This window comes from Curtobacterium pusillum (assembly GCF_007680845.1).
GTDB lineage: Bacteria > Actinomycetota > Actinomycetes > Actinomycetales > Microbacteriaceae > Curtobacterium > Curtobacterium pusillum_B.
Window position 1 is genome coordinate 433424 of sequence record NZ_VEIY01000002.1, and the last position, 20030, is coordinate 453453.

Annotated in this window: 23 protein-coding genes and 2 pseudogenes; 10 read left to right on the forward strand and 15 right to left on the reverse strand. The window is 72.5% G+C overall.

Translation table 11 applies throughout. The features are described 5' to 3' along the window. Window positions 1–34 precede the first annotated feature (34 nt). On the forward strand, window positions 35–1483 hold the full coding sequence (locus FS825_RS06480; protein ID WP_144711642.1) for an MDR family MFS transporter: 1449 nt from the start codon (window positions 35–37) through the stop codon (window positions 1481–1483). Window positions 1484–1541: 58 nt separating this feature from the next. On the opposite strand, the gene FS825_RS06485 is transcribed toward FS825_RS06480, so the two are convergent. Next, window positions 1542–2711 (reverse strand): FAD-dependent monooxygenase, encoded by a 1170-nt coding sequence (locus tag FS825_RS06485; RefSeq protein ID WP_144711643.1) that lies wholly within the window; start codon window positions 2709–2711, stop codon window positions 1542–1544. Then, window positions 2708–3193, reverse strand: a complete 486-nt coding sequence (locus FS825_RS06490) for a DUF4126 family protein (RefSeq protein ID WP_144711644.1) — start codon at window positions 3191–3193, stop codon at window positions 2708–2710. Before FS825_RS06490 ends, FS825_RS06485 begins: the two co-directional genes overlap by 4 nt. A 107-nt stretch (window positions 3194–3300) precedes the next feature. On the opposite strand from FS825_RS06490, the gene FS825_RS06495 reads away from it, so the two are divergent. Genes FS825_RS06495 through FS825_RS06520 form a run of 6 tightly spaced genes read left to right on the forward strand, consistent with a single transcriptional unit; the run spans window position 3301 to window position 6955 of the window. Next, the gene (locus tag FS825_RS06495) at window positions 3301–3648 is read left to right on the forward strand and encodes a PadR family transcriptional regulator (RefSeq protein ID WP_144711645.1); all 348 of its coding nucleotides are present in this window, start codon (window positions 3301–3303) and stop codon (window positions 3646–3648) included. Between the two features lie 2 nt (window positions 3649–3650). After that, window positions 3651–4019: a DUF1048 domain-containing protein gene (locus FS825_RS06500; protein ID WP_144711646.1), complete on the forward strand. Its 369-nt coding sequence runs from the start codon at window positions 3651–3653 to the stop codon at window positions 4017–4019. Next, the gene (locus tag FS825_RS06505; RefSeq protein ID WP_144711647.1) at window positions 4016–4792 is read left to right on the forward strand and encodes an ABC transporter ATP-binding protein; all 777 of its coding nucleotides are present in this window, start codon (window positions 4016–4018) and stop codon (window positions 4790–4792) included. The genes FS825_RS06500 and FS825_RS06505 overlap by 4 nt, the downstream gene beginning before the upstream one ends. Then, on the forward strand, window positions 4792–5553 hold the full coding sequence (locus FS825_RS06510; RefSeq protein ID WP_144711648.1) for an ABC transporter permease: 762 nt from the start codon (window positions 4792–4794) through the stop codon (window positions 5551–5553). Before FS825_RS06505 ends, FS825_RS06510 begins: the two co-directional genes overlap by 1 nt. Before the next feature lie 30 nt (window positions 5554–5583). Beyond that, the gene (locus tag FS825_RS06515; protein ID WP_144711649.1) at window positions 5584–6231 is read left to right on the forward strand and encodes an SDR family oxidoreductase; all 648 of its coding nucleotides are present in this window, start codon (window positions 5584–5586) and stop codon (window positions 6229–6231) included. Between the two features lie 4 nt (window positions 6232–6235). Next, window positions 6236–6955 carry an alpha/beta fold hydrolase gene (locus FS825_RS06520; RefSeq protein ID WP_222126895.1) on the forward strand — a complete coding sequence of 240 codons (720 nt, stop codon included), beginning with the start codon at window positions 6236–6238 and terminating at the stop codon, window positions 6953–6955. Here FS825_RS06520 and FS825_RS06525 read toward each other — a convergent pair. The 4 genes and pseudogenes from FS825_RS06525 to FS825_RS06535 all read right to left on the reverse strand — a co-directional run. Then, window positions 6918–7313: pseudogene (locus FS825_RS06525) on the reverse strand (DUF6611 family protein); the annotation flags it as partial. The gene FS825_RS06520 and the pseudogene FS825_RS06525 overlap by 38 nt on opposite strands. Before the next feature lie 25 nt (window positions 7314–7338). After that, window positions 7339–7518: pseudogene (locus FS825_RS19115) on the reverse strand (hypothetical protein); the annotation flags it as partial. Further along, complete coding sequence (locus tag FS825_RS06530) at window positions 7455–7934, reverse strand: hypothetical protein (protein ID WP_144711651.1); 480 nt, start codon at window positions 7932–7934, stop codon at window positions 7455–7457. The gene FS825_RS06530 and the pseudogene FS825_RS19115, both read right to left, overlap by 64 nt. A gap of 141 nt (window positions 7935–8075) precedes the next feature. Then, on the reverse strand, window positions 8076–8777 hold the full coding sequence (locus tag FS825_RS06535) for an SDR family oxidoreductase (RefSeq protein ID WP_144711652.1): 702 nt from the start codon (window positions 8775–8777) through the stop codon (window positions 8076–8078). A gap of 103 nt (window positions 8778–8880) precedes the next feature. Between FS825_RS06535 and FS825_RS06540 the strand changes: the two genes are divergently transcribed. Further along, window positions 8881–9270, forward strand: a complete 390-nt coding sequence (locus tag FS825_RS06540) for a MerR family transcriptional regulator (protein WP_144711653.1) — start codon at window positions 8881–8883, stop codon at window positions 9268–9270. Window positions 9271–9282: 12 nt separating this feature from the next. Here FS825_RS06540 and FS825_RS06545 read toward each other — a convergent pair whose 3' ends face one another. Both FS825_RS06545 and FS825_RS06550 read right to left on the reverse strand, forming a co-directional pair. After that, window positions 9283–10221: an AraC family transcriptional regulator gene (locus tag FS825_RS06545; RefSeq protein WP_260981081.1), complete on the reverse strand. Its 939-nt coding sequence runs from the start codon at window positions 10219–10221 to the stop codon at window positions 9283–9285. A 5-nt stretch (window positions 10222–10226) separates the two neighbouring features. Beyond that, window positions 10227–10781 carry an AAA family ATPase gene (locus FS825_RS06550; RefSeq protein WP_144711655.1) on the reverse strand — a complete coding sequence of 185 codons (555 nt, stop codon included), beginning with the start codon at window positions 10779–10781 and terminating at the stop codon, window positions 10227–10229. A 70-nt stretch (window positions 10782–10851) separates the two neighbouring features. On the opposite strand from FS825_RS06550, the gene FS825_RS06555 reads away from it, so the two are divergent. Further along, window positions 10852–11475: a copper resistance CopC family protein gene (locus FS825_RS06555; RefSeq protein ID WP_144711656.1), complete on the forward strand. Its 624-nt coding sequence runs from the start codon at window positions 10852–10854 to the stop codon at window positions 11473–11475. 30 nt (window positions 11476–11505) lie between these two features. Here FS825_RS06555 and FS825_RS06560 read toward each other — a convergent pair whose 3' ends face one another. Together FS825_RS06560 and FS825_RS06565 are read right to left on the reverse strand one after the other, a co-directional pair. Beyond that, window positions 11506–13551: a GMC oxidoreductase gene (locus FS825_RS06560; RefSeq protein ID WP_144711657.1), complete on the reverse strand. Its 2046-nt coding sequence runs from the start codon at window positions 13549–13551 to the stop codon at window positions 11506–11508. 61 nt (window positions 13552–13612) lie between these two features. Beyond that, on the reverse strand, window positions 13613–13981 hold the full coding sequence (locus FS825_RS06565; RefSeq protein ID WP_144711658.1) for a VOC family protein: 369 nt from the start codon (window positions 13979–13981) through the stop codon (window positions 13613–13615). Window positions 13982–14043: 62 nt separating this feature from the next. On the opposite strand from FS825_RS06565, the gene FS825_RS06570 reads away from it, so the two are divergent. After that, window positions 14044–14493, forward strand: a complete 450-nt coding sequence (locus tag FS825_RS06570; protein ID WP_144711659.1) for a MarR family winged helix-turn-helix transcriptional regulator — start codon at window positions 14044–14046, stop codon at window positions 14491–14493. A gap of 6 nt (window positions 14494–14499) precedes the next feature. Here the strand turns inward: FS825_RS06570 and FS825_RS06575 are convergent, their stop codons facing one another. The 5 genes from FS825_RS06575 to FS825_RS06595 are packed head-to-tail and all read right to left on the reverse strand — an operon-like array spanning window position 14500 to window position 20030. Then, the gene (locus tag FS825_RS06575; protein ID WP_144711660.1) at window positions 14500–16149 is read right to left on the reverse strand and encodes a glycoside hydrolase family 13 protein; all 1650 of its coding nucleotides are present in this window, start codon (window positions 16147–16149) and stop codon (window positions 14500–14502) included. Beyond that, a complete protein-coding gene (locus FS825_RS06580) occupies window positions 16146–16949 on the reverse strand; it encodes a nitrilase-related carbon-nitrogen hydrolase (RefSeq protein WP_222126896.1) in 804 nt (267 codons plus the stop codon). The genes FS825_RS06575 and FS825_RS06580 overlap by 4 nt, the downstream gene beginning before the upstream one ends. Window positions 16950–16978: 29 nt before the next feature. Then, the gene (locus FS825_RS06585; RefSeq protein ID WP_144711662.1) at window positions 16979–17800 is read right to left on the reverse strand and encodes a carbohydrate ABC transporter permease; all 822 of its coding nucleotides are present in this window, start codon (window positions 17798–17800) and stop codon (window positions 16979–16981) included. Beyond that, complete coding sequence (locus FS825_RS06590; protein WP_144711663.1) at window positions 17797–18693, reverse strand: carbohydrate ABC transporter permease; 897 nt, start codon at window positions 18691–18693, stop codon at window positions 17797–17799. Before FS825_RS06590 ends, FS825_RS06585 begins: the two co-directional genes overlap by 4 nt. Before the next feature lie 2 nt (window positions 18694–18695). Then, window positions 18696–20030, reverse strand: coding sequence for an ABC transporter substrate-binding protein (locus tag FS825_RS06595; protein WP_144711664.1), 1335 nt, complete (start codon window positions 20028–20030; stop codon window positions 18696–18698).

The following is a 20030-nucleotide window of genomic DNA, read 5'->3' on the forward strand; positions in this document are numbered from 1 at the left end:
GAATGTTCCGCGACGGAACGGACTTGCCGAGTGCATGGCTGCGCGATCCGGTGGTGTGGGCCTGCGCTCGGAGCGCGGGCCGGTCCTGTTGTCCCTCATGCTCGCGACCGCGCTGGTCGCCCTGGACTCGACGATCATCGCGACGGCGTCGTCGTCGATCGCGTCGGACCTCGGCCACTTCCAGCAGCTGCCGTGGCTGTTCTCGGTGTACCTCCTCGCGCAGGCCGTCTCGGTGCCGATCTACGGGCGGCTCGCGGATGTCCTCGGCCGGAAGCGTCTGCTCGTCGTCGGGATCGGGCTGTTCCTCGTCGGGTCGGTCCTGTGCGGTCTCGCCTGGTCGATGCCGGTGCTCATCGGCGCCCGGGTCGTGCAGGGGCTCGGCGCCGGTGCGGTGCTGCCGATCTCGATGACGATCACGAGCGACATCTACACGCTCGAGGAGCGAGCGAAGACCCAGGGCTACCTCGCGTCGGTGTGGGGCATCGCCTCGGTCGTCGGCCCGACGCTCGGCGGACTGTTCAGCGAGATCGGCGCCTGGCGGTGGATCTTCTGGATCAACATCCCGCTCGCGCTCGTCGCCGGGTTCATGCTCGTCCGCGCGTACCACGAGCAGCGCGACCCGGGAGCGCGACGGGAACGCATCGACTTCGCCGGCGCCGCACTGCTCGCCGGGGGCACGACCGCCCTGCTGCTCGGGCTCCTCGAGGGCGGGACGACCTGGGCGTGGGACTCCGCGGCCTCCTTCGGCATCTTCGTGGCCGCCGCGGCACTGCTGGTCGCGTTCATCGTCGTCGAGCTCCGGGTGGAGCAGCCGATCTTCTCCCTCGCCCTGCTCCGGCGACGGGTGGTCGCCGCGTCGACGATCGCGTCCCTCGTGATCGGTGTCGTCGTGATGGGCCTGTCGACCTACGTCCCGATCTACGCGCAGGACGTCCTGGGGACGTCGGCACTGGTGGCAGGCTTCGCCCTCGCCGCCCTGACCCTGGGCTGGCCGATCTCGGCGTCGCAGGCGGGTCGCTTCTACCTGCGGTGGGGCTTCCGGACGACCGCGGTCATCGGCTCGTCACTCGTCCTGGCCGGGGCACTGTTGACGATCACGCTCGGAGCGCAGTCCTCGGTGTGGCTGGTCGCGGTGTTCTGCTTCGTGATCGGGGCGGGGATGGGCCTCACGGCCGTGCCGACGCTCATCGCGGCGCAGTCGTCGGCCGCCCACAACGAGCGGGGTGCGGTCACGGGGACGAACATGTTCGCCCGGTCGATGGGGTCGGCCGTCGGCGTCGCGGTGTTCGGCGCGGTCGTGAACGGCCACGTGCGGCTCAACGCGGCCGGTGTCCCCGAGGGTGCCGGGCTGATGACGGCCATGCACCTGGTGTTCCTGTCGATCGCGGTGGTCGCGTTGGCCCTGCTGGTCGCGGTGACGTTCATGCCGGCGCACCGGCGCACGCAGGCCGCGACGGGCGCCGCGGAGGCCGCCCCGGCCTGAGTCGCGCACGACGTCGGACGGGAGGCGCGTGCCGGGCTGGCACCGCGCCTCCCGTCCGTCAGCGGGTGACGTCCAGAGCCGGGAGCGGCTGGTCCGCGTCGGCCGTGTGCGTGAGCCGTGCCATCAGCGGTGCGACCGGGCGTGACGTGAGGACGTGGTGCGCCACGCGCTGCGCCGCCAGTCCCGCCCTGGTCTGCGGGTACGCGAAGCGCTTGATGCCCGGCGGCATGGTCTGGATGCGGTCGACGAGGGGTCGCATCCACTCCTCGTACGCCGCGAACGCCCGATCGGCGTCCTGCGCAGCGAGGGACGCCGCGAGCACGTACCCGCCGGTGAGCGCGAGCGAGCTGCCGCCACCACCCATGGGGGTGACGCACCACGCCGCGTCACCGAGGAGCACGACGGAACCGCGGTGCCAGGTCGGCGCGACGATCTGCGTGAGGTCGTCGACGTACACGTCCTCCGAGTGCTCGAACCCGTCGAGGACCCGCTCGGTCTGCCACCCGGCACCGGCGTAGCGGTCGCGACGGTCCGGGACCACACCGTCGTCGTTCGTGTACGCGAGCATCGCCCGGGTGGTGCCGTGCGCGTCCGGGCGGAGGTGCACCTGGCGCCCACCGACGGCGTTGTACCACCGCCAGGTGTCGTCGTCGGACGGGATCCGCGGGATCGTGCCGAACTCCATCGTGATGCCGAGCCGGCGGCGTTCGACGGTGAAGAGCAGGTCGCGGGTGTCGGATCGGACGCCCTCGGCGACGACGAGCAGCTCGGCCTGCACGGTCGCGCCCGAGCGGGTGCGGACGGTGACCGGTCGACCGTCGGAGCCGTCCTCGTCCACGGCGACGATCGCGTCACCGAAGCGGAACCGGACGGAGTCGGGCAGGGCGTTCCGGATGACCTCGGCGAGGTCGCCGCGCAGGACCTCGAGTTCCGCGGTCGCCCCCTCGCCCGAGTCGTCGTCGGGCAGCCGGACGACGGTCGCCCCGTGCTCGTCGACGATCACGGTGCCCGTCTCCGTCGTGTTCGCCGCGCGGACGTCGTCGGTCAGCCCCATGCGGTCGAGGACCTCGCGGGCGGCCCCGCGGACGTCGACGTTCTGCCCGCCGGTCCGGAACGCCGGCGACCGTTCCAGGACGGTGACGTCCCAGCCGGTGCGGGCGAGCCAGTACGCAGCGGACAGCCCCGCGATGCTCCCGCCGGAGACGAGCGCGCGACCCGACGACGTCACGAGGCGGTGACGACCTTCACGGAACCAGCGATGGTCGCGGCGTCCTCGGCGAGCGCGACGACCGGGTCGGGGAGACCGGTGGCGCCGACGGCCTTGCGCGCGGCCCAGCCGACGAAGCTGCCGACGAGCGCACCGACGCCACCGAGGATCGCGCCCTCGATGCGGAGGTCGCGCTTGCCGGTCGTGCCGAGGGCGGCGCCGGCGAGCGCGCCGGAGGCGACGCGACCGACCAGGCCGGACGGCGAGATGCGGTTCGGGGTCTTCGGCAGCTTGTCCCCGATGAGCTCGCCGACGGCGGACGCCACGAGCAGGCCACGGCCGAGCGGGGTGCTGAACACCTTCCACTGCTGCCACGACCCCTTCAGCGAGGACCGGTCGTGGTTGAGGGCCAGGACGGCGAGCGGGGTGGCGCTCCGGCCGCCGCTGAGGATGCCCAGCACCAGGGTGCGGACGAGGGTGTGCTGCTCGTTCTTCTTGCTCATGGGATCTCCTGTCGTGTCGGTTCGGAAACTACTCTTGCGCTCCTGGTACTCAGCGTTACTATGTACCGGTAGTCAGCAACACTGAGTAGCCGTACCGAGAGGACACGATGGCCAAGCAGGAGACCGAGATGCTCAAGGGCATCCTCGAGGGGATCGTCCTCGCCGTGCTCGTCGGCCGACCGGCCCACGGGTACGAGATCACCGCCTCGCTCCGGGAGCAGGGCTTCACCGACATCGCCGAGGGCACCGTCTACGCCCTGCTTGTCCGCATCGAGCAGCGCGGCCTCGTGGACGTCGAGAAGGTCCCGTCGGAGAAGGGCCCGCCGCGCAAGGTGTTCACCCTGAACGCCCGCGGCCGGGAACAGCTGGCCGGCTTCTGGGAGGCCTGGACCTTCCTCGCCGGTCGACTCGACCACCTCAAGCGCACCACCAGCAGCACGAACGGACAGGACTGATCATGGGGATCTCGATCACGGACATCACGACCAAGCTCATCGGCGACAAGAAGCGCTGGCGGCAGTACAAGGCCCGCACAGCGGCGCTGCCGACGAGCCAGCGCACCGCCGTCGCCGGCATCGAGCGGTACATCATGTACACCGGCCCGAGCGACGGCGACCAGCTCATGCGCATGCTCGACGACCTGGCGGACCTGTTCGAGCAGACCGCCGCCGACGGCACGAGCGTCCGCACGGTCGTCGGGGACGACCCGATCGCCTTCGCCGAGGAGTTCAAGGCGAACTACGGGCTCGGCTCGTGGCTCAGCAAGGAGCAGCAGCGCCTGGTCGCCGCCATCGACGAGGCCGAGACGGAAGCCGGTGCGTCGTGACCGCGGCGATCCGGGTCCGGGGGCTCGAGAAGGCCTTCGGTGACCTGCACGTCCTCCGCGGCGTCGACCTCGACGTCGAGGCCGGGACCGTGGTCGCGCTCCTCGGGTCGAACGGCGCGGGCAAGACGACGGCGATCCGGATCCTCGCGACCCTCGCCCGTGCCGATGCCGGCAGCGCCGCGGTCGCCGGGCACGACGTCGTCGCGGACCCCGGCGCGGTGCGCGAGGCGATCAGTCTCACCGGCCAGTTCGCCGCCGTCGACGAGGTACTGACCGGCCGCGAGAACCTCGTGCTGGTCGCGCGCCTCCGACACCTCCGGCACGCGGGCCGGCTCGCGGACGAGCTCCTGGCGCGCTTCTCGCTGACAGAGGCGGGCTCGCGGCGTGCGGGGGCCTACTCGGGCGGCATGCGCCGCCGGCTCGACATCGCGATGAGCCTCGTCGGCGACCCGGAGGTGGTGTTCCTCGACGAACCGACGACGGGCCTCGACCCCGAGGCGCGCATCGAGGTCTGGGACGCCGTCCGTGCCCTCGCCGCGAGCGGCACGACCGTGCTGCTCACCACGCAGTACCTCGACGAGGCCGAACAGCTCGCCGACCGCGTCGCCATCCTGCACGAAGGCCGCATCATCGCCGACGGCACCCTCGCCGAACTCCAGCGCCTGCTCCCGCCCGCGAAGGTCGAGTACGTCGAGAAGCAGCCCACGCTCGAGGACGTCTTCCTCGCCGTCATCGGCGACGGCTCCACCACGACCGACGAGGAGGTCGCCTGATGTCCACCCACCCGATCCACGACACGACCGTGCTGACCGGGCGCTCCCTGACGCACGTGCTCCGGAGCCCCGACACCATCATCACGACCGCCGTGATGCCCATCGCGTTCTTGCTGCTCTTCGTGTACGTCTTCGGCGGCGCGATCGACACCGGGAGCACCGCCTACGTCGACTACCTGCTGCCCGGGATCCTCCTCATCACGGTCGCCTCCGGTGTCGCGTACACCTCGTACCGGCTGTTCCTCGACCTGCAGGCCGGGATCGACGAGCGCTTCCGCTCGATGCCGATCGTCCGGGCGGCGTCGCTGTGGGCCCACGTGCTCACCTCGCTCGTCGCCAACCTGGTGTCCCTGGCGGTCGTCGTCGGGGTCGCGCTGCTCATGGGCTTCCGGAGCGGTGCCGGCGTCGGCGCGTGGCTCGGCGTCCTCGGCATCCTCGTGCTCTTCACGCTGGCGCTCACCTGGGTCGCGGTCGTGGCGGGGCTGTCGGCGAAGTCGGTGGACGGCGCGAGCGCGTTCTCGTACCCGTTGGTCTTCCTGCCGTTCATCAGCTCGGCCTTCGTGCCGACGGACACCATGCCGTCACCGGTCCGCTGGTTCGCCGAGCACCAGCCGGTGACGTCGATCGTCGACTCGATCCGGGCGTTGTTCGCGGGGGAGCCGCTCGACGCCGACCTGTGGGTGGCGCTCGCGTGGTGCGTCGGGATCCTGCTCCTGGCCTTCGGCGCCGCGACCCTGGTGCAGCGCCGCCGGGTCGGCTGACGGCGAGGGGTCGCGAGTAGCGTCCGCCGCATGAGCAACGTCATCGTCCTCGGCGGCCACGGCAAGGTCGCCCTCCTCGCCACCCGCATCCTCGCCGACCGCGGTCACACGGTCACCTCGGTCATCCGGAACGCCGACCAGGCCGACGAGGTCCGCGCCCACGGCGGGCAGCCGCACGTCGCCGACATCCAGCAGCAGACGATCACCGACTTCGCCGAGCTCGTCCACGGTCACGACGCCGTCGTCTGGTCGGCCGGTGCCGGTGGCGGGTCGGCCGACCGCACGTGGGCCGTCGACCGCGACGCCGCCATCCTGTCGATGCAGGGCGCGGCCCGGGCGGGGGTCGACCGGTACGTGATGGTCTCGTGGTCCGGCTCGGTCCTCGACCACGGGGTGCCGCAGGACGACGACTTCTTCGCCTACGCGCAGTCGAAGGTGATCGCCGACGCGGTCCTCCGCGACTCCGGGCTCCGGTGGACGATCGTCGCACCGAGCACCCTGACCGACGACGAGCCCACCGGGTCGATCGGCTGGGACGGCTCGTCGACCCAGGTCCCGCGCGGCGACGTCGCCCACGTGGTCGCGGACGCCGTGGAGAGCGACCACACCGTCGGGAAGACCCTCCGGTTCAACACCGGCTCGACCCCGATCGCCGACTTCCTCCGTTCGGCGGGCTGATCCCGTGGCACAGCCGACCGTCCTGTTCGTGCACGGCGCCCTGGTCCGCGACGGAGCGTGGTGGTGGGGGCCCACGGCGGACCTCCTCCACGAGCGGACCGGGGTCTCGAGCCGGGCGGTCGCCCTGCCGTCGTGCGGTGAGCCGGACCCCGACGGCACGGTCCGGGGCGGCGGCCTGCGGGAGGACGCGGCCGCCCTGCGCCGCGCCCTCGACGACGTGTCGGACGCGATCGTCGTCGGCCACTCGTACGGCGGCACCGTGATCGCCGAGGCCGGTGCGCACCCGTCCGTGCGGCACCTGCTGCTCGTGTCGAGCTACCTGCCCGAGGTGGGGAAGTCACAGGGCTCGATCATGTCGGGCGAACCGGACCCGGTCCGCGTTCGGCAGGACGACGACGGCCGCATCGTCGTCGACGGCTACGACGAGGACTCGTTCGGTGCCCGGTTCCTGCAGGACGCCGACGCGGCGACCCAGCGGGCAGCGTGGAGCCGTGTCACGTCGCAGGACGTCCGCGCCTTCGGCACGCCGACCACCACCGCGGCGTGGGAGGGGGTCGACTCGACCGCCGTGGTGTGCATCGACGACCGCTCCACCACCGTCGCCCTGCAACGCTCGTTCGCCGAGCGGGCCACGCGGTCCGTCGACGTCCCGACCGGACACCACCCGTTCATCAGCCGCCCGGACCTCATCGTGGGTGAGATCGAAGCGTTCCTCCGCGTCTGACACGGCGCTCGGGCAGCTCTTCCCAGACCTCCGCCCACACCGCCTCGAAGTCGACCGGCCGGATGCCCCCGGTGCGCAGCACCCGCTCCGACACCGTGAGGGCCTCGAGCGCACACCGCAGCCGAGCGACGTTCCCGTGCACCTCCGGGCGGCCGTTGCCGTGGAACGTCGTCACGGTGAGCGATCGGACCGTCGGCCGCAGCCGTCGGCTGGCCCGCCCGAGCAGGACGAACCCCGCGGCGTAGACGACGACCGCTGCCACGGTCCCGAGCACGGGCGAGACCGCGAGGACGGCCATCGCGGCGATCGCGACCAGCGCCCCGATGCCCGGCCACGCGCCCCACGCACGGAGCAGTGCCCGCTCGCCCGTGGTCCGTCCCCGGCGCGTACACGACGAGCGTCCTGGTGCTCCACATCGTCCGGTCGACCGGCCGCACCACGTACCGACCCCAGACGTGCGGCCCGTCGACGACCCGGGCCCGGACGTCGGACGCGACGCTCACCGCAGGACCTCGGCGCGCACCGGTTCCACGACGTCGCGGTGCCGGATCGCGGTGACGCACGGGAAGCAGATCAGGTCGCCCTCGTGGACGTCCGCGGGCAGCGGTGCCGGGAGTCGGTGGAAGGGGCCGTCGTCCGCCTCGGCGCACGGACTGACGACGTACGTCCAGGTCGGTGCCGCCGTGCTCGCCCGGCCGATCAGTCGCACCTGGTCGAGCACGGCGTCCCGCGGCAGGACGGCGTCGAGCTCGAGGAGCACCACGCCGGTCCGAGGACGCCGGACCCGGACGACCGAGGCCACCGCGACGCTCACCTCGCGGGGGCTCCACGTCCGGGGGCGGTAGCGCGGCGGAGCCTGTTCGGCGGTGTGCACGCACGGGGTGCCGGTCAGCCCGGCGAGTCGCACCATCGACACCGCGGCGACCACGACGTCGTCGGTGGTGAGCTCGGTGTGCGCGGGCCACATCGTGGGGTCCATGGGTTCCGGGAGGGACGCTCGGAACGTCGGAAGGATCGCGGTCAAGGTCACCACCCCAGCGTCCGTCCGGCGCGCTGCGCCGGACAGGCCGCTGACGGATCCCTCACGGACCGCGGCGGAACCCGTGCGGTCCTCATGCGGTCACGCGAACTGTGCGTAGAACGCCTCTGGTGCGTCGGCGAGCGATGCCTTCACCATCGCGCTCCACTCGTCCACCACGACCTCCGCCGCGTCCCGCTCGACCCCGTCGAGGGAGGCTCGTGCGACGTCCGCCGGGTCGACCTTCGGACCGTCGTAGCCGGCCATCATGTCGGTGTCCGCCGCACCGAGGTGCAGCCCCTGCACGCTGACGCCCCGACCGGCGAGCTCGAGCCGGACGGCGTTCGTCATGTTCCACTCGGCGGCCTTGGCGACCGCGTAGCCGCCCGAGCCCGGGTACACGAACCACGACAGGGCGGAGAGCACGTTGACGACCGCACCGCCGCCGTTGCCCTCGATGACCGGAGCGAACGCCCGGACCATCGCGAGGTTGCCCCAGAAGTGCGTGTCCAGCTCACGTCGGACGTTCGTCAGGTCGTCGGTGAGCAGCGACCCCTGGGTGGTGATGCCCGCGTTGTTGACGAGCAGGGTGACGTCGGGCGCCGCTGCGGCCGCGGCGGTGACCGACTCCTGGTCGGTGATGTCGAGCGGCAGCACCTCGACGCCGTCGATGTCGACGAGCTCCGGACGGCGCGCGGTCGCGTAGACCTTCGTGGCGCCGCGCTCGAGCAGCTGCTGCACGAACCGGCGTCCGATGCCGCGGTTCGAGCCGGTGACGAGTGCGACGGATCCTGCGATCTCCATGTGGTTCCTCCTGCCGAGCGAGCGCTTCCCGCAGCGGCTCGGTTACGCTAAGACCTCACATCGATGTCAGGGGCAAGCCCTGCACGACGGACACGGAGAGCGCATGCGCATCGGGGACCTGGCGGCCGGGACCGGGGTGAGCGTCCGCTCGCTCCGGTACTACGAGGAGCAGGGACTGCTCGCCGCGACCCGGACCCCGAGCGGGCAACGGACCTACGGGCCGTCCGCGGTCGAACGGGTCCAGCTGGTCCAGCAGCTGTTCGGCGCCGGGCTGTCGAGCCGCACCATCGTGCAGCTCCTGCCGTGCGTGGACTCCGGCCGCGCGACCCCGGAGTCCTTCGCCCTGCTCGTCGCCGAACGGGACCGCATCACCGCGCAGCTGGCGGAGCTCGAGGCGGCTCGCGCACGGCTGGACGAGGTCATCGCGATCTCGGAGCACCCCACCGCGGAACACTGCCCGGCGCTGCGGGACCAGCCGGCGCAGGCCGCCTGACCCGGGCGCCCGTCAGAGCCGCCGCGCCGCCTGCCAGGTCTCGCGGGGCAGCTCACCGAACTCGTCGCGGTAGCTGCCCGCGAAGCGGCCGAGGTGCACGAAGCCCGCGTCCCGGGCGACGTCCCCGACACTGCGGTCGTCGCCGGACTCGAGCGCTTCCCGCGCCAGGAGCAGCCGGATCCGCCGGAGGTACGTCGTCGGCGTGATGCCGTGGTGCCGGCGGAACGCGTCCTGCAGCCCACGGACGCTGAGGCCGGCCGCCGTCGCGACGTCCTCGACCGTGATCTGCTCGGTGGCGTGGTCGAGGAGGAACCCCTCGGCCCGCGCGAACCGTGCGGCCGCCGCGGTGCGTGGCTCGTGCTGACCGACCGGCCAGTGCGGGATCGCGGTGAGGAGCCCGCCGGCCGCGAAGCGCGTCAGTTCCCGCTCGCGCTCGGCCGTGACCTCCTCCGGACCGCGGAGCACCTCCGCCGCGACCGAACGGACCATCAGCCACCAGGCGGCGAGCGCCGGGCCCTCCGGGATGTGCCGGGGCTGGAACTCCAGCGGTCCGGGGTGCCAGGCGCCGCGCTCGGCGGCGACCTGCTCCACGACCGTCCGGTCGATCCGCATGAGGTCGAGCTGGAACCCGTCCCACCGCACGTGCTGCGGGTCGTGCCGGAACAGCACCGGGCGACCGGTCCGCACCGGCTCGTCGTCGACCTGCCCCACGCCGGACTTCAGCCAGAAGATCACCATCGCCGAGCTCGCCTCGACGTCGCCGTCGACGGTGTCCGTGCACGCCATCGAGACGAGGGACAGCAGGTCGGAGCCGCGACGGCGCTCCTCGAAGGTCAGCGCCGCCCGGTCGCCCTCGACCCGGGCACGCCGGATGTCCGGCAGCCGCGTGACGATCTCGGCCGCGGTGTCCGGGTCCGAGGTCAGGGCCGACCACTGCGACCGCTGAACCATCTCGTTCACGACCCGGACCGTGTTCCGGTCGGGACGCCGTCACCGAGGACGGACCGTGCGATCTGCTCCGCCGCGTGCTGTGCCGACGCGTGGGTGGTGTCGATCACCTCGGCGGCGGCGTGGAGCCAGGTCCGCGCAGCCTCGGCGTACGGCTCGACACGGCTGGACCGGAAGGCCGACGGGCCCATGACGGTGTCGTTGCGGATGCGCTCGCGGAGCGTCTCCTGGTCGGTGTGCAGGACGAAGTGCCGGACCGGGATCCCGTGCCCGGCCAACCCGGCCGAGATCTCCCGCCAGTACCGCTCGACGAGGACCGTCTGCGGCATCACGAGCACGCCGCCGGCGTACTCCAGGACACGACGCGCGGTCTCCACGACGAGCGGCCGCCAGGGGTCCCAGTGCTGGAAGTCGTCGGTCGTGCGGAGCCGCGGTCGGATGTCCATCAGCGTCTCGCCCACCTTCTCGGGATCGAGCACCCGGGCACCGGGCAGCAGCGGCTGGAGGAGTCGGCTGGTCGTCGTCTTGCCGACGCCGTGCGTCCCGTTCAGCCACACGATCATGCTCGGACCGTAGCGCACCTGGCCGTGACCGGGTACCTGAACACCCGGACAGGATCTGCGACGATGGATCGTGCCCTTCCGCGCCCTACTCACCCTCGCCGTCCCGACGGCCGTCCTCGCCCTCGTCCTCGGACTCGCCCCGGCGGCTCCGGCGTCCGCGCACGACGTGCTGGCGTCGACCGTGCCGGTGGCGGACAGCACCGTCGACGGTGCGCTCGACCGCGTCTCCCTGACGTTCTCCGAGCCGCCGCTGTCCGGGCTCGAGACCGGCATCGTCGTGTCGGTGACCACTACCGGCGGGACAGAGGTCGGGCACGGGGACGTCCGGGTCGACGGCAGCACCGTCCGCCGCGCGGCGGACCTCACCGCGGCCGGTCCGTACACCGTCACGTGGCGGAGCGTGTCCGTCGACGGACACCCGGTCTCCGGGAGCTACCGGTTCACCTCGACGGGCGCCCCCGCGTCGCCGGCGACCACGACACCGTCGCCCGGCCCGACCGCCGCCGACTCCGCGGCGCCGACCACTGCAGCTGCGGCCCCGACCGCTACGGCTGCAGCCGTCGGCCGCGGTCCCGGTGCCACGCCGTGGGTCCTCGGCGGTGTCGCGGTCCTGGTCACCGCCGGACTCGTCGCCGTGCTGCTGCTGGTCCGACGACGCACCGACCACGACGGACACGCCGACCCCACCGGCTGAGCGGCTCGAGCCGTCGCGGTGGCGGGCCCGTCAGGGCGTCGAACGCACCATCGCGTCGATCGCCCGCATCGCCGTCGCGAAGATCGTCAGCACCGGGTTCACGCCCCCGTTCGTCACGTGCACGGAGCCGTCGGCCACGCGGAGGTTGTCGTGCCCCCACACCCGCCCGACGGGATCCACCACGGAGTGCGCCGGGTCGGTCCCCATCCGGAGCGTGCCGGCCTGGTGCTGTCCACCGCTCGTCCCGCGGACCGGTCCGCGCAGCTCGGCCACCCGGACCGCCCCGGCGGCACGGAGCCAGTCGGCGCTCCGGGCGCTGGTGTGGTCGCGGGCGCGGACGTCCTCGGCGTGCACCCCGCCGCTGAACCACGGGACGGGCACGCCGTACCGGTCCGTCACCGTCGGATCGACCCGGACCCGGGCGTCGGCCGTCGTGACCTCCTGGACCGGGCCCATGATCCGCATGCTCCGACGGGCGAGGTCGCGCATCGCGTGCTTGCCCTCGAGCCCGGAGCGGGGGACGAGGCCCGTCCCGACGAGGTACTGGCGCGTGTTCGCGGGCGTCGCGATGAACTCGTTCGCCAGGATCCCGCCCCCGACCTGTCCGGCGACGCCGTGCCGGAAGTCGGTCGTCGCGATCGAGGGCCCCGGGCCGAGCCCGTCGTCCACGACGTCGTCGAAGACCCCCATCGCCCCGCCGTACACGTGACCCTGCAGGTGCCGGCCGACCTGGTCGGTGCTGTTGCCGATCCCGTCCGGCTCGCGGTCGCTCCTGCTGTTGAGCAGCAGCCGCGCCGACTCGACCGCGCCCGCGGCGACGACGACCTCGGCGGCGTCGACGTCCGCCGTCCAGTCGCGTCCGTCCTCGGTGCCGACGATCGTCACCCCGACGACACGACCGGCGCTGTCGGTCCGGAGTCGCGAGACCCGACTGCCGAGCAGGACCGACGCGTTCCCGGTCGCGAACGCCCGGGTCAGCACGGTGTTCTGGCTGCCGTTCTTCGCGTCGACCGGGCAGGCGAACCCGACGCACGTGCCGCACTGCTCGCACGCCCGCCGACCGAGGTACGGGACCGAATTCACCAGCAGCGGGACGTGCACCGTCGAGACGCCGAGGACGTCCGCGGCCCGTGCGAGCCGTTCCCGCGCCGCGCCGGAGGGGATCGGCGGCATCGGGAAGCCCCGTCCGCGCGGCCCCGCCCACGGCCCGTCGGACTCGCCGCAGCTGACCCCGACCTCCCACTCCGCCCGCTCGTACCAGGGCTCGAGTTCGTCGTACCCGAACGGCCAGTCCGCCAGACTGCTGCCCTCGGGCACCCCGTACGTCGACGCCATCGCGAAGTCCAGTGGTCCGAAGCGCCAGGCCTGCGCGCCGTACACCCGGGTGCCCCCACCTGCCGTCATCGCGTTGGCGTGCCAGGCGGACGACGACGGCCCGATGACCAGCTGCGTCCGACCCTCCGACACGGTCCGTGGGTTGCCGGCGTCCGACGGCCCCGTCCGGGGAGCGAACCCGAAGGTCGACCGCGGGTTCCGGAGGTGGTCGCGACTGAGCTCCGCCGTCCCCGGCCACCGTCCGGCTTCGACCACGAGCACCCGCCGTCCGGACTCGGCGAGCCCGCACGCGGCGACACCCCCACCCGCTCCTGACCCGACCACCACGGCGTCGTAGCGCGCCGCGAGGTCGGCGGGGTGGACCACCACGGGCGGCGCCGTCGCGACCGGCACGGGCACGCTCCACCCGGACGGCGGCTCGGGCGACCACCCGACCATGTCCCACGAGCGTTCGCCCGCGTTGCCGCCGTTCGCCGCGTCGGCGTAGTACCCGGTCGCGACGAGCTCGACGAACCACACCCAGTCCGGGTCGTCCTCGGTGTCGGCGCCGCCCACGACCGCTCGGACGCGGTCGAGCCACTCCGGTCGTTCCGCGAGGACGGTCGCCAGGAAGTCGAGCGCACCCGCACCTGATGCGGACGGGTACTCGTCAGCGGGGACGACCCGGTCGACCAGTGCGCGGAGTCGGTCGGCGTTCGCCAGCAGGAACGCCTGCGACACGGTGGTGGCCTGTTCCGTCATCGGGTCCGCCTTCCGAGCGGCTCCGGCGCCGTCCTCCCAGCACCGTAACGGACGCCGGGCCTCAGGCGCGGTCGTGGAGCGTCACGTGGTAGCCGTCCGGGTCCGCGAACGTGAAGGTCCGGCCGAACGGGCCGTCGATCGGGGCCGAGACGATCGTGTGCCCGTCGGCGACGAGGGCGTCGTGGATCGCCTGGACCTCGGTGGCGTGCAGCCAGATCGCGGCACCGATCCCGGGCTGCGGCGTCGCGTCGAGGTCGGTGCCGGGCACGAGGTCCCGCAGCGCGAAGGCGATCGGGGTGGTCGCGAAGACCACCGCGTGCGGTGGGCCGGCGGGCGAGCGGACCAGACCGAGGTACTGCTCGTAGAAGGCCTGCGACGCGTCGAGGTCACGGGTCTGCAGGGAGATGAAGTCGGGGCCGGTGGCGGGCATGGGGTGCTCCTTCGGTTTGTGTCAGTTACCTGACACGGACGAACCTATGTCAGACTACTGACATGAGTCAAGACGACGCCGTCATCGACCTCGACACCTCGCTCGGGTACCTGCTGAAGGAGGCCGCGAGCGCCCTGCGGACCGCGATGGAGGCCGTGCTCCGGCCGCTCGGCATGACCGTGACGCACTACTCGTGCCTCGAGCTCCTCGCGCAGCGCCCGGGTCTGTCGAACTCCGAGCTCGCGCGCGGGGCGTTCGTGACCCGGCAGTCGATGAACGTGCTCCTGCAGGCGCTCGAACGGGACGGATCGGTGACCCGGCCGGCCGAGGCCCCGGTGGGGAAGGCGCTCCCGGCACGGCTCACCGAGCTCGGACGGGAGCGCCTCGCCGAGGCGTCGGCCGCGGTGCGCGGTGTCGAGGTCCGGATGCTCGGCGGGATGTCCACGGCGGAGCAGGCGGCGGCGCTCCGAGCCCTCCGGAGCATGGTGCGGGCGCTGCGCGACGACGCCTGACCCGCGTCAGCCCCGGCCGATCCAGACCGCGGCGTCCACCTGCAGCATCCCGTCGACCACGGCGTCCGGCACCGAGGCGACGAGCACCGTCCCGTCCGGGACCGCCACGGGCGCGGGCCCGAGGTTCGCGACGACGGTCACCGCGCCGCTCGAGAAGGCGAGCACGTCGGCACCCGTGCGGTCCCCGTCCCAGCGGAGCGGCCCGGCGGCCACGTCGAGGTCCCGCCGCGTCCTCAGGACCGCCCGGTACGTCGACAGCGTCGAACCCGGGTCGGCGACCTCACGGTCGACCGCGAACGCGCCGGAGTCGTCGGGCTGCGGCAGCCACGTCGCCGTCCCGTCCGGCGTCCCGAAGCCGAACGACGGCTCGTCCGCCGCCCACGGGAGCGGCACCCGGCACCCGTCCCGCCCGCGGATGCGGTGTCCGGACCGCTCCCACACCGGGTCCTGCCGGACCGCGTCCGGCAGCGTGGTGGCCTCGGGGAGCCCGAGCTCCTCGCCCTGGTACAGGTACGCCGACCCGGGCAACCCGAGCATCACGAGCGTCGCGGCCCGAGCACGTCGCAGGCCCAGGGCGCGGTCCGGCTGCGGGTCGTCGACGCCGACCCCCGCCTCGAGCTCGACCGGTCCGTCGTAGCCGAACCGGCTCGCGTGGCGCATCACGTCGTGGTTCGAGAGCACCCAGGTCGTCGGCGCACCGACGGCACCGTTCGCCGCGAGGCTCACGTCGATGGTCGCCCGGATGGCGTCCGCGTCCCACGGCAGCGACAGGTACGCGAAGTTGAACGCCTGGTGCATCTCGTCGGGCCGGACGATCCGGGCGACGCGCTCCGGCGGGAGCCACGCCTCCGCGCAGAGGATCCGCTGCCCGTCGTACTCGTCGAGGATGCGGCGCCACTCGCGGAAGACGTCGTGGATGCCCTCCTGGTCCCACATCGGCGGCATCACGCCGTCGACCGGCTCGACGACGCCGTGCGCCGCGTGCGGCCAGTCGGGCAGGCCCGGTGCCTTGACGATCGCGTCGCACACGTCGACGCGGAAGCCGTCGACACCCCGGTCGAGCCAGAACCGGAGCGTGGTCCGGAACTCCTCGTGGACGCGCGGGTCGTCCCAGTTCCAGTCGGGCTGCTCCGGGGCGAACAGGTGCAGGTACCACTGCCCGGGTCGGCCGTCGGCCTCCGTCACCCGGGTCCACGCCGGCCCCTGGAACATCGACTCCCAGTCGTTCGGCGGCTCGTCCCCGCCGGGTCCGCGTCCGTCGCGGAAGTGGAACACTGCCCGTTCCGGGCTGCCGGGAGGCGCGGCGAGCGCCCGGCGGAACAGCGCGTGCTGGTCGGAACAGTGGTTGGGCACCAGGTCCACGATGACGCGCAGCCCCAGACCGTGCGCGCGGTCGAGCAACGCGTCCGCGTCGGCCAGGGTGCCGTACACCGGGTCGACGTCGCGGTAGTCCGCCACGTCGTAGCCGCCGTCCGCCTGCGGCGACGGGTAGAAGGGCGAGAGCCAGATCGCATCCGCACCGAGATCGGCGACGTGGTCGAGTCGCGCCGTGATCCCGGCGAGGTCGCCCGTCCCGTCGCCGTTGCCGTCCGCGAAGGACCGCGGGTACACCTGGTAGATGACGGCGGTCCGCCACCAGTCTCGGTCGTCGGTCATGCCCTCGGCACCTCTCGTTCGTACAGCGCGGGACGGCGGTCCCGGAGCCAGTCGTTGTGCGGGCTGGTCGACTTGTCCCGCGCGAGCGCGGGGAACACGTCCACCGTGACCGCGGTCGTGCCCGCCCCGGGAGCGGCCTCGGCGACGACCCAGCCGAACTGGTCGACGACGACGCTCGCTTCGTTCCAGTCCTGGCCGCGCTCGGTCCCGGAACGGTCGCAGCAGGCGATGAAGACCCCGTTGGTCCGGGCCGCGGCCTGCGCGGCGATGACCTCGGCGACCCGGTCACGCTCGGGGTGGGCGCCGACCGGCCAGTTCGTCGGGACGACGACGAGGTCCGCGCCGGCGAGGGCCAGCATCCGCGGCATCTCGGGGAACTCCATGTCGTAGCAGACCAGGACGCCGATGCGTCCGTGCGGGGTGTCGACGAGCGGGGGCGCGTCCTCGCCCGGGTCGAACACGAGCGTCTCCCGGTCCCACAGGTGGGTCTTCCGGTAGACCGCCCGGACACCGTCCGACTGCACGACCGCGACGCTGTTGTGCAGTCGGGCTCCGTCGCGTTCGGCGAACCCGAACACGACGACGGTGGTGGTCCCGGCGAGCGCCTCGGCGAGTCGGGCGAACAGCGGGTCCTCGACCGTGACCGCGACGCGCTCGGCCTCGGCGCGGTCCCGGAAGACGTACCCGCTCGTCACGAGCTCGGGGAGCACGAGCACGTCGACCCGGTCGTCGAGTGCTCGCTGCACCGCGGTGGTCAGCAACGAGAGGTTCCCCGTCAGGTCGCCGACGACGGGTGCCACCTGGTCGCAGCGGATCCTCGCGACGCCGGTCACTTGACCGCTCCCTCGGTCAGGCCGGTGATGAGCCGGCGCTGCAGCAGGACGTAGGCGACCACGATCGGGAGCGCGACGAGCACCGCCGCGGCCGCGGTCACGTCGGGCTGCGCGCCGTGCTGCGCGCCGGAGAAGAAGGACAGCGACAGCGGTGCGGTCTGCACGGCCTGGTTCTGCGGCACGAGGACCAGTGCGAGGAGGAACTCGTTCCAGGTGAACAGGAACAGGATCGTCGCCAGGGTCGCCACGGCGGGCATCGCCACCGGCATGAGGACGCTCCGGAGGATCCGGAAGCGACCGGCGCCGTCGATGCGGGCCGCCTCGAGCAGCTCGGTCGGGACGGACGCGAAGAACGACCGCATCCAGAACACCCCGAGCGGGACCGACAGGCCGACCTGCGGGAGGATCAGGGCCCAGTAGGTGTCGACGAGGCCCCACCCGGCGAGCATCTGGTAGAGCGGGAGGACGGTGACCTCGTACGGCAGCACGAGGCCGACGAGCAGCAGCCCGAGGATGACCCGCCCGCCGGGCACGCGCATGTGGGCCAGCGCGTAGCCGGCGAGGCACGCCACCGCGGCGGTGACGACCACGACGGTGATCGCGACGAGCGCACTGGAGGCGAGGGCCGAGCCGAAGCCGCCCTGGGTCCAGGCCTCCACGTAGTTGCCGAAGCCGACGCTGCCCGCGGCGGTCGCGCCTCCAGGCCCGTTGCCCTGCAGGGAGGTGACGATGACCGAGGCCAGCGGGAACGCGGCGATGAGTGCCGCGACGATGAGGACGGCGTGCGTCAGCGCGCTCTCGCTCCGTGCGACCCTCACGCGCGGACCCCCCTGGTGGCTCGGCGTTCCGGCCGCTCGCGCAGCGCGAGCTGGACGAGTCCGACGACGACCAGGATGAGCACCGTGAGGACGACGGCGAGCGCCGACGCCTGACCGAGCGCACGGTCCTGGAAGGCGTCCTGGTAGACGAACACGCTCGGGACGGTCGTCGACGTGCCGGGGCCACCGCGGGTGGTGTTCCAGATGAGGTCGAAGTTCCGGAGCGCGAACGTGATGGTGAGGATGAGCGCGATCGAGATCTGCGGACGGAGCGCCGGGAGCGTGATGGCGGTGAACTCCCGGAACGCCCCGGCACCGTCGAGCCGTGCGGCCTCGTAGAGGGACCGGTCGATGGTCGCGATGCCCGCGAGGAACAGCACCATGCAGAGCCCGTACTCGACCCACGTCCCGATGAGCCCGATCGACGGCAGCGCCGTCCCGAAGTCACCGAGCCACGTGTGCGCGAGGCCACCGAGCCCGACGGCGCGGAGCGCGGCGTTCACCGGACCGTCGTCGGCGAGGATCCCCCGCCAGGCCACGGCGACGACGACGCTCGACAGGATCTGGGGGAGGAACAGCACGGCGCGGAGCACGGTCAGGCCGTGGATCCGGATCCGTGACATCGCCCCGGCGAGGAGCAGACCGATGAGCACCGGGAGCGCCGCGTAGAAGACGAGCAGGACGAGGGAGTGCCCGAGCGCCTGGCGCAGGTCCGGGTCGGTGAACACGGCCGTGTAGTTCGCGAAACCGGCCGGGGTCGCGACGCTGATGCCGTCCCAGTCGTAGAACGAGATGCGGACCGACTGCACGATCGGGACGACCACGAACACGACGAAGAAGGCCAGGGCCGGGGCGACGTAGAGGAGCGAGGACCAGCTGCGACGGGCTGCCATGGTCAGCCGTGCGCCTTCGCCCAGGTCTGTTGGACCGTCTCGGTGAAGGCCTTCGGCGTCGTCCGTCCGGCCATCACCTCCTGCAGCGCGCCACCCATCTTCGTGAGCATGTCGGTGGTGCTCCAGTCGTAGTAGCCCACCTGGGTCCCGGCGGCGATCGTCTCCTTGAGCGCCGTCAGCGTCTGCTCCTGGAGCGGATCGGTGCTGGAGACCCCGTCGGTGACGACGGGGAGCCGCCCGGTGTCGAGGATCCACTGCCCGGTCTGCGGGGTGTGGAGCATCGCGAGGAACGCGATCGCGGCGTCCTGGTGCTTCGACTTGGTGCTGATGTGCCACGGGGAGGCGGTGGCGCCGACCCCGCCGGACGTCAGGGAACCGAGCCCGAACTCCTTCGAGTTCAGCGACGCCCCGTTCCACGAACCGCCGACGAAGAACACCCCGGTGCCCTTGGCGAAGCGGGCGATGGCGTCCTCGTTGCTGAGGCCGTCGTACCCGGTGCCGAAGTACCCCTTCTCCGCCCAGTCGCGCATGGTCTGCGCGGCCGCCTGGTTGCCGGAGGTCTCGAACGTGCTGCCCGACTTCCCGCCGATCCACTCGGCGATGTCCTTCGGCGCCTGCTTCGTGACCGCGATGTCGGAGAAGATGTGCGTCGCCGCGTACTGGTCGGAGTTGCCCAGCACGATCGGCTGCTCGCCGGCGGCCTTCGCCTTCGGGAGGTCCTGCTCGAGGTCGGCGATCGACGTCGGCGGCTGCAGCCCGAGGGCGTCGAGCTTCTGCTTGTCGTAGTAGATCCCTTGGACCTCGCTGATCGGCGACATGCCGTAGAGCGTGCCGGACCCGAACGCGGTGCCCTTCCCGTTCCACTCCGCCGGGGCGAGCGTCGAGGCGCCGGTGCCGGTCGTCCACCCGTAGACCTTCGCGACGTCGTCGAGCGACCGGACGAGCCCGCCCTTCACGAGCGCACCGTCGACGGCGTACCCGATGTTGCCCTGGAACACGTCGGGCGCGTTCGCGGAGTTCGCCGCGTTGACGACCGTCGCGGTGAGGTCGTCGAAGCTCTTGTAGGTGATCTTCACGTCGACGTTCGGGTAGGCCTTCTCGTACGCCGGCACGAGCTTCTGCATGAGCGGCTTCTCGGCGACGTCGGCCCACATCGTGAGGGTGGTGTCGCCGTCCTTCTTCACGTCGGCCGCGGTGACCTTGCTCGTGATGTCCGATTGGTCGGCGCTCTGTCCGGAGCCTCCTGCGCCCGGCGCGGAGCACCCCGCGAGGGCGACGACGAGTCCGATGGCGGGGAGCGCGGCGAGGAGTCCTCGCCGACGTGCTGGTGCGGTCAT

What these genes read in the sequence shown, in the direction of transcription:
- FS825_RS06480 (WP_144711642.1), top strand. Translation starts at nt 35, where the DNA reads ATGGCTGCGCGATCCGGTGGTGTGGGCCTGCGCTCGGAGCGCGGGCCG.
- FS825_RS06490 (WP_144711644.1), bottom strand. Translation starts at nt 3,193, where the DNA reads ATGAGCAAGAAGAACGAGCAGCACACCCTCGTCCGCACCCTGGTGCTG.
- FS825_RS06495 (WP_144711645.1), top strand. Translation starts at nt 3,301, where the DNA reads ATGGCCAAGCAGGAGACCGAGATGCTCAAGGGCATCCTCGAGGGGATC.
- FS825_RS06500 (WP_144711646.1), top strand. Translation starts at nt 3,651, where the DNA reads ATGGGGATCTCGATCACGGACATCACGACCAAGCTCATCGGCGACAAG.
- FS825_RS06510 (WP_144711648.1), top strand. Translation starts at nt 4,792, where the DNA reads ATGTCCACCCACCCGATCCACGACACGACCGTGCTGACCGGGCGCTCC.
- FS825_RS06515 (WP_144711649.1), top strand. Translation starts at nt 5,584, where the DNA reads ATGAGCAACGTCATCGTCCTCGGCGGCCACGGCAAGGTCGCCCTCCTC.
- FS825_RS06530 (WP_144711651.1), bottom strand. Translation starts at nt 7,934, where the DNA reads ATGGACCCCACGATGTGGCCCGCGCACACCGAGCTCACCACCGACGAC.
- FS825_RS06535 (WP_144711652.1), bottom strand. Translation starts at nt 8,777, where the DNA reads ATGGAGATCGCAGGATCCGTCGCACTCGTCACCGGCTCGAACCGCGGC.
- FS825_RS06540 (WP_144711653.1), top strand. Translation starts at nt 8,881, where the DNA reads ATGCGCATCGGGGACCTGGCGGCCGGGACCGGGGTGAGCGTCCGCTCG.
- FS825_RS06545 (WP_260981081.1), bottom strand. Translation starts at nt 10,221, where the DNA reads ATGGTTCAGCGGTCGCAGTGGTCGGCCCTGACCTCGGACCCGGACACC.
- FS825_RS06550 (WP_144711655.1), bottom strand. Translation starts at nt 10,781, where the DNA reads ATGATCGTGTGGCTGAACGGGACGCACGGCGTCGGCAAGACGACGACC.
- FS825_RS06560 (WP_144711657.1), bottom strand. Translation starts at nt 13,551, where the DNA reads ATGACGGAACAGGCCACCACCGTGTCGCAGGCGTTCCTGCTGGCGAAC.
- FS825_RS06565 (WP_144711658.1), bottom strand. Translation starts at nt 13,981, where the DNA reads ATGCCCGCCACCGGCCCCGACTTCATCTCCCTGCAGACCCGTGACCTC.
- FS825_RS06570 (WP_144711659.1), top strand. Translation starts at nt 14,044, where the DNA reads ATGAGTCAAGACGACGCCGTCATCGACCTCGACACCTCGCTCGGGTAC.
- FS825_RS06575 (WP_144711660.1), bottom strand. Translation starts at nt 16,149, where the DNA reads ATGACCGACGACCGAGACTGGTGGCGGACCGCCGTCATCTACCAGGTG.
- FS825_RS06590 (WP_144711663.1), bottom strand. Translation starts at nt 18,693, where the DNA reads ATGGCAGCCCGTCGCAGCTGGTCCTCGCTCCTCTACGTCGCCCCGGCC.
- FS825_RS06595 (WP_144711664.1), bottom strand. Translation starts at nt 20,030, where the DNA reads ATGACCGCACCAGCACGTCGGCGAGGACTCCTCGCCGCGCTCCCCGCC.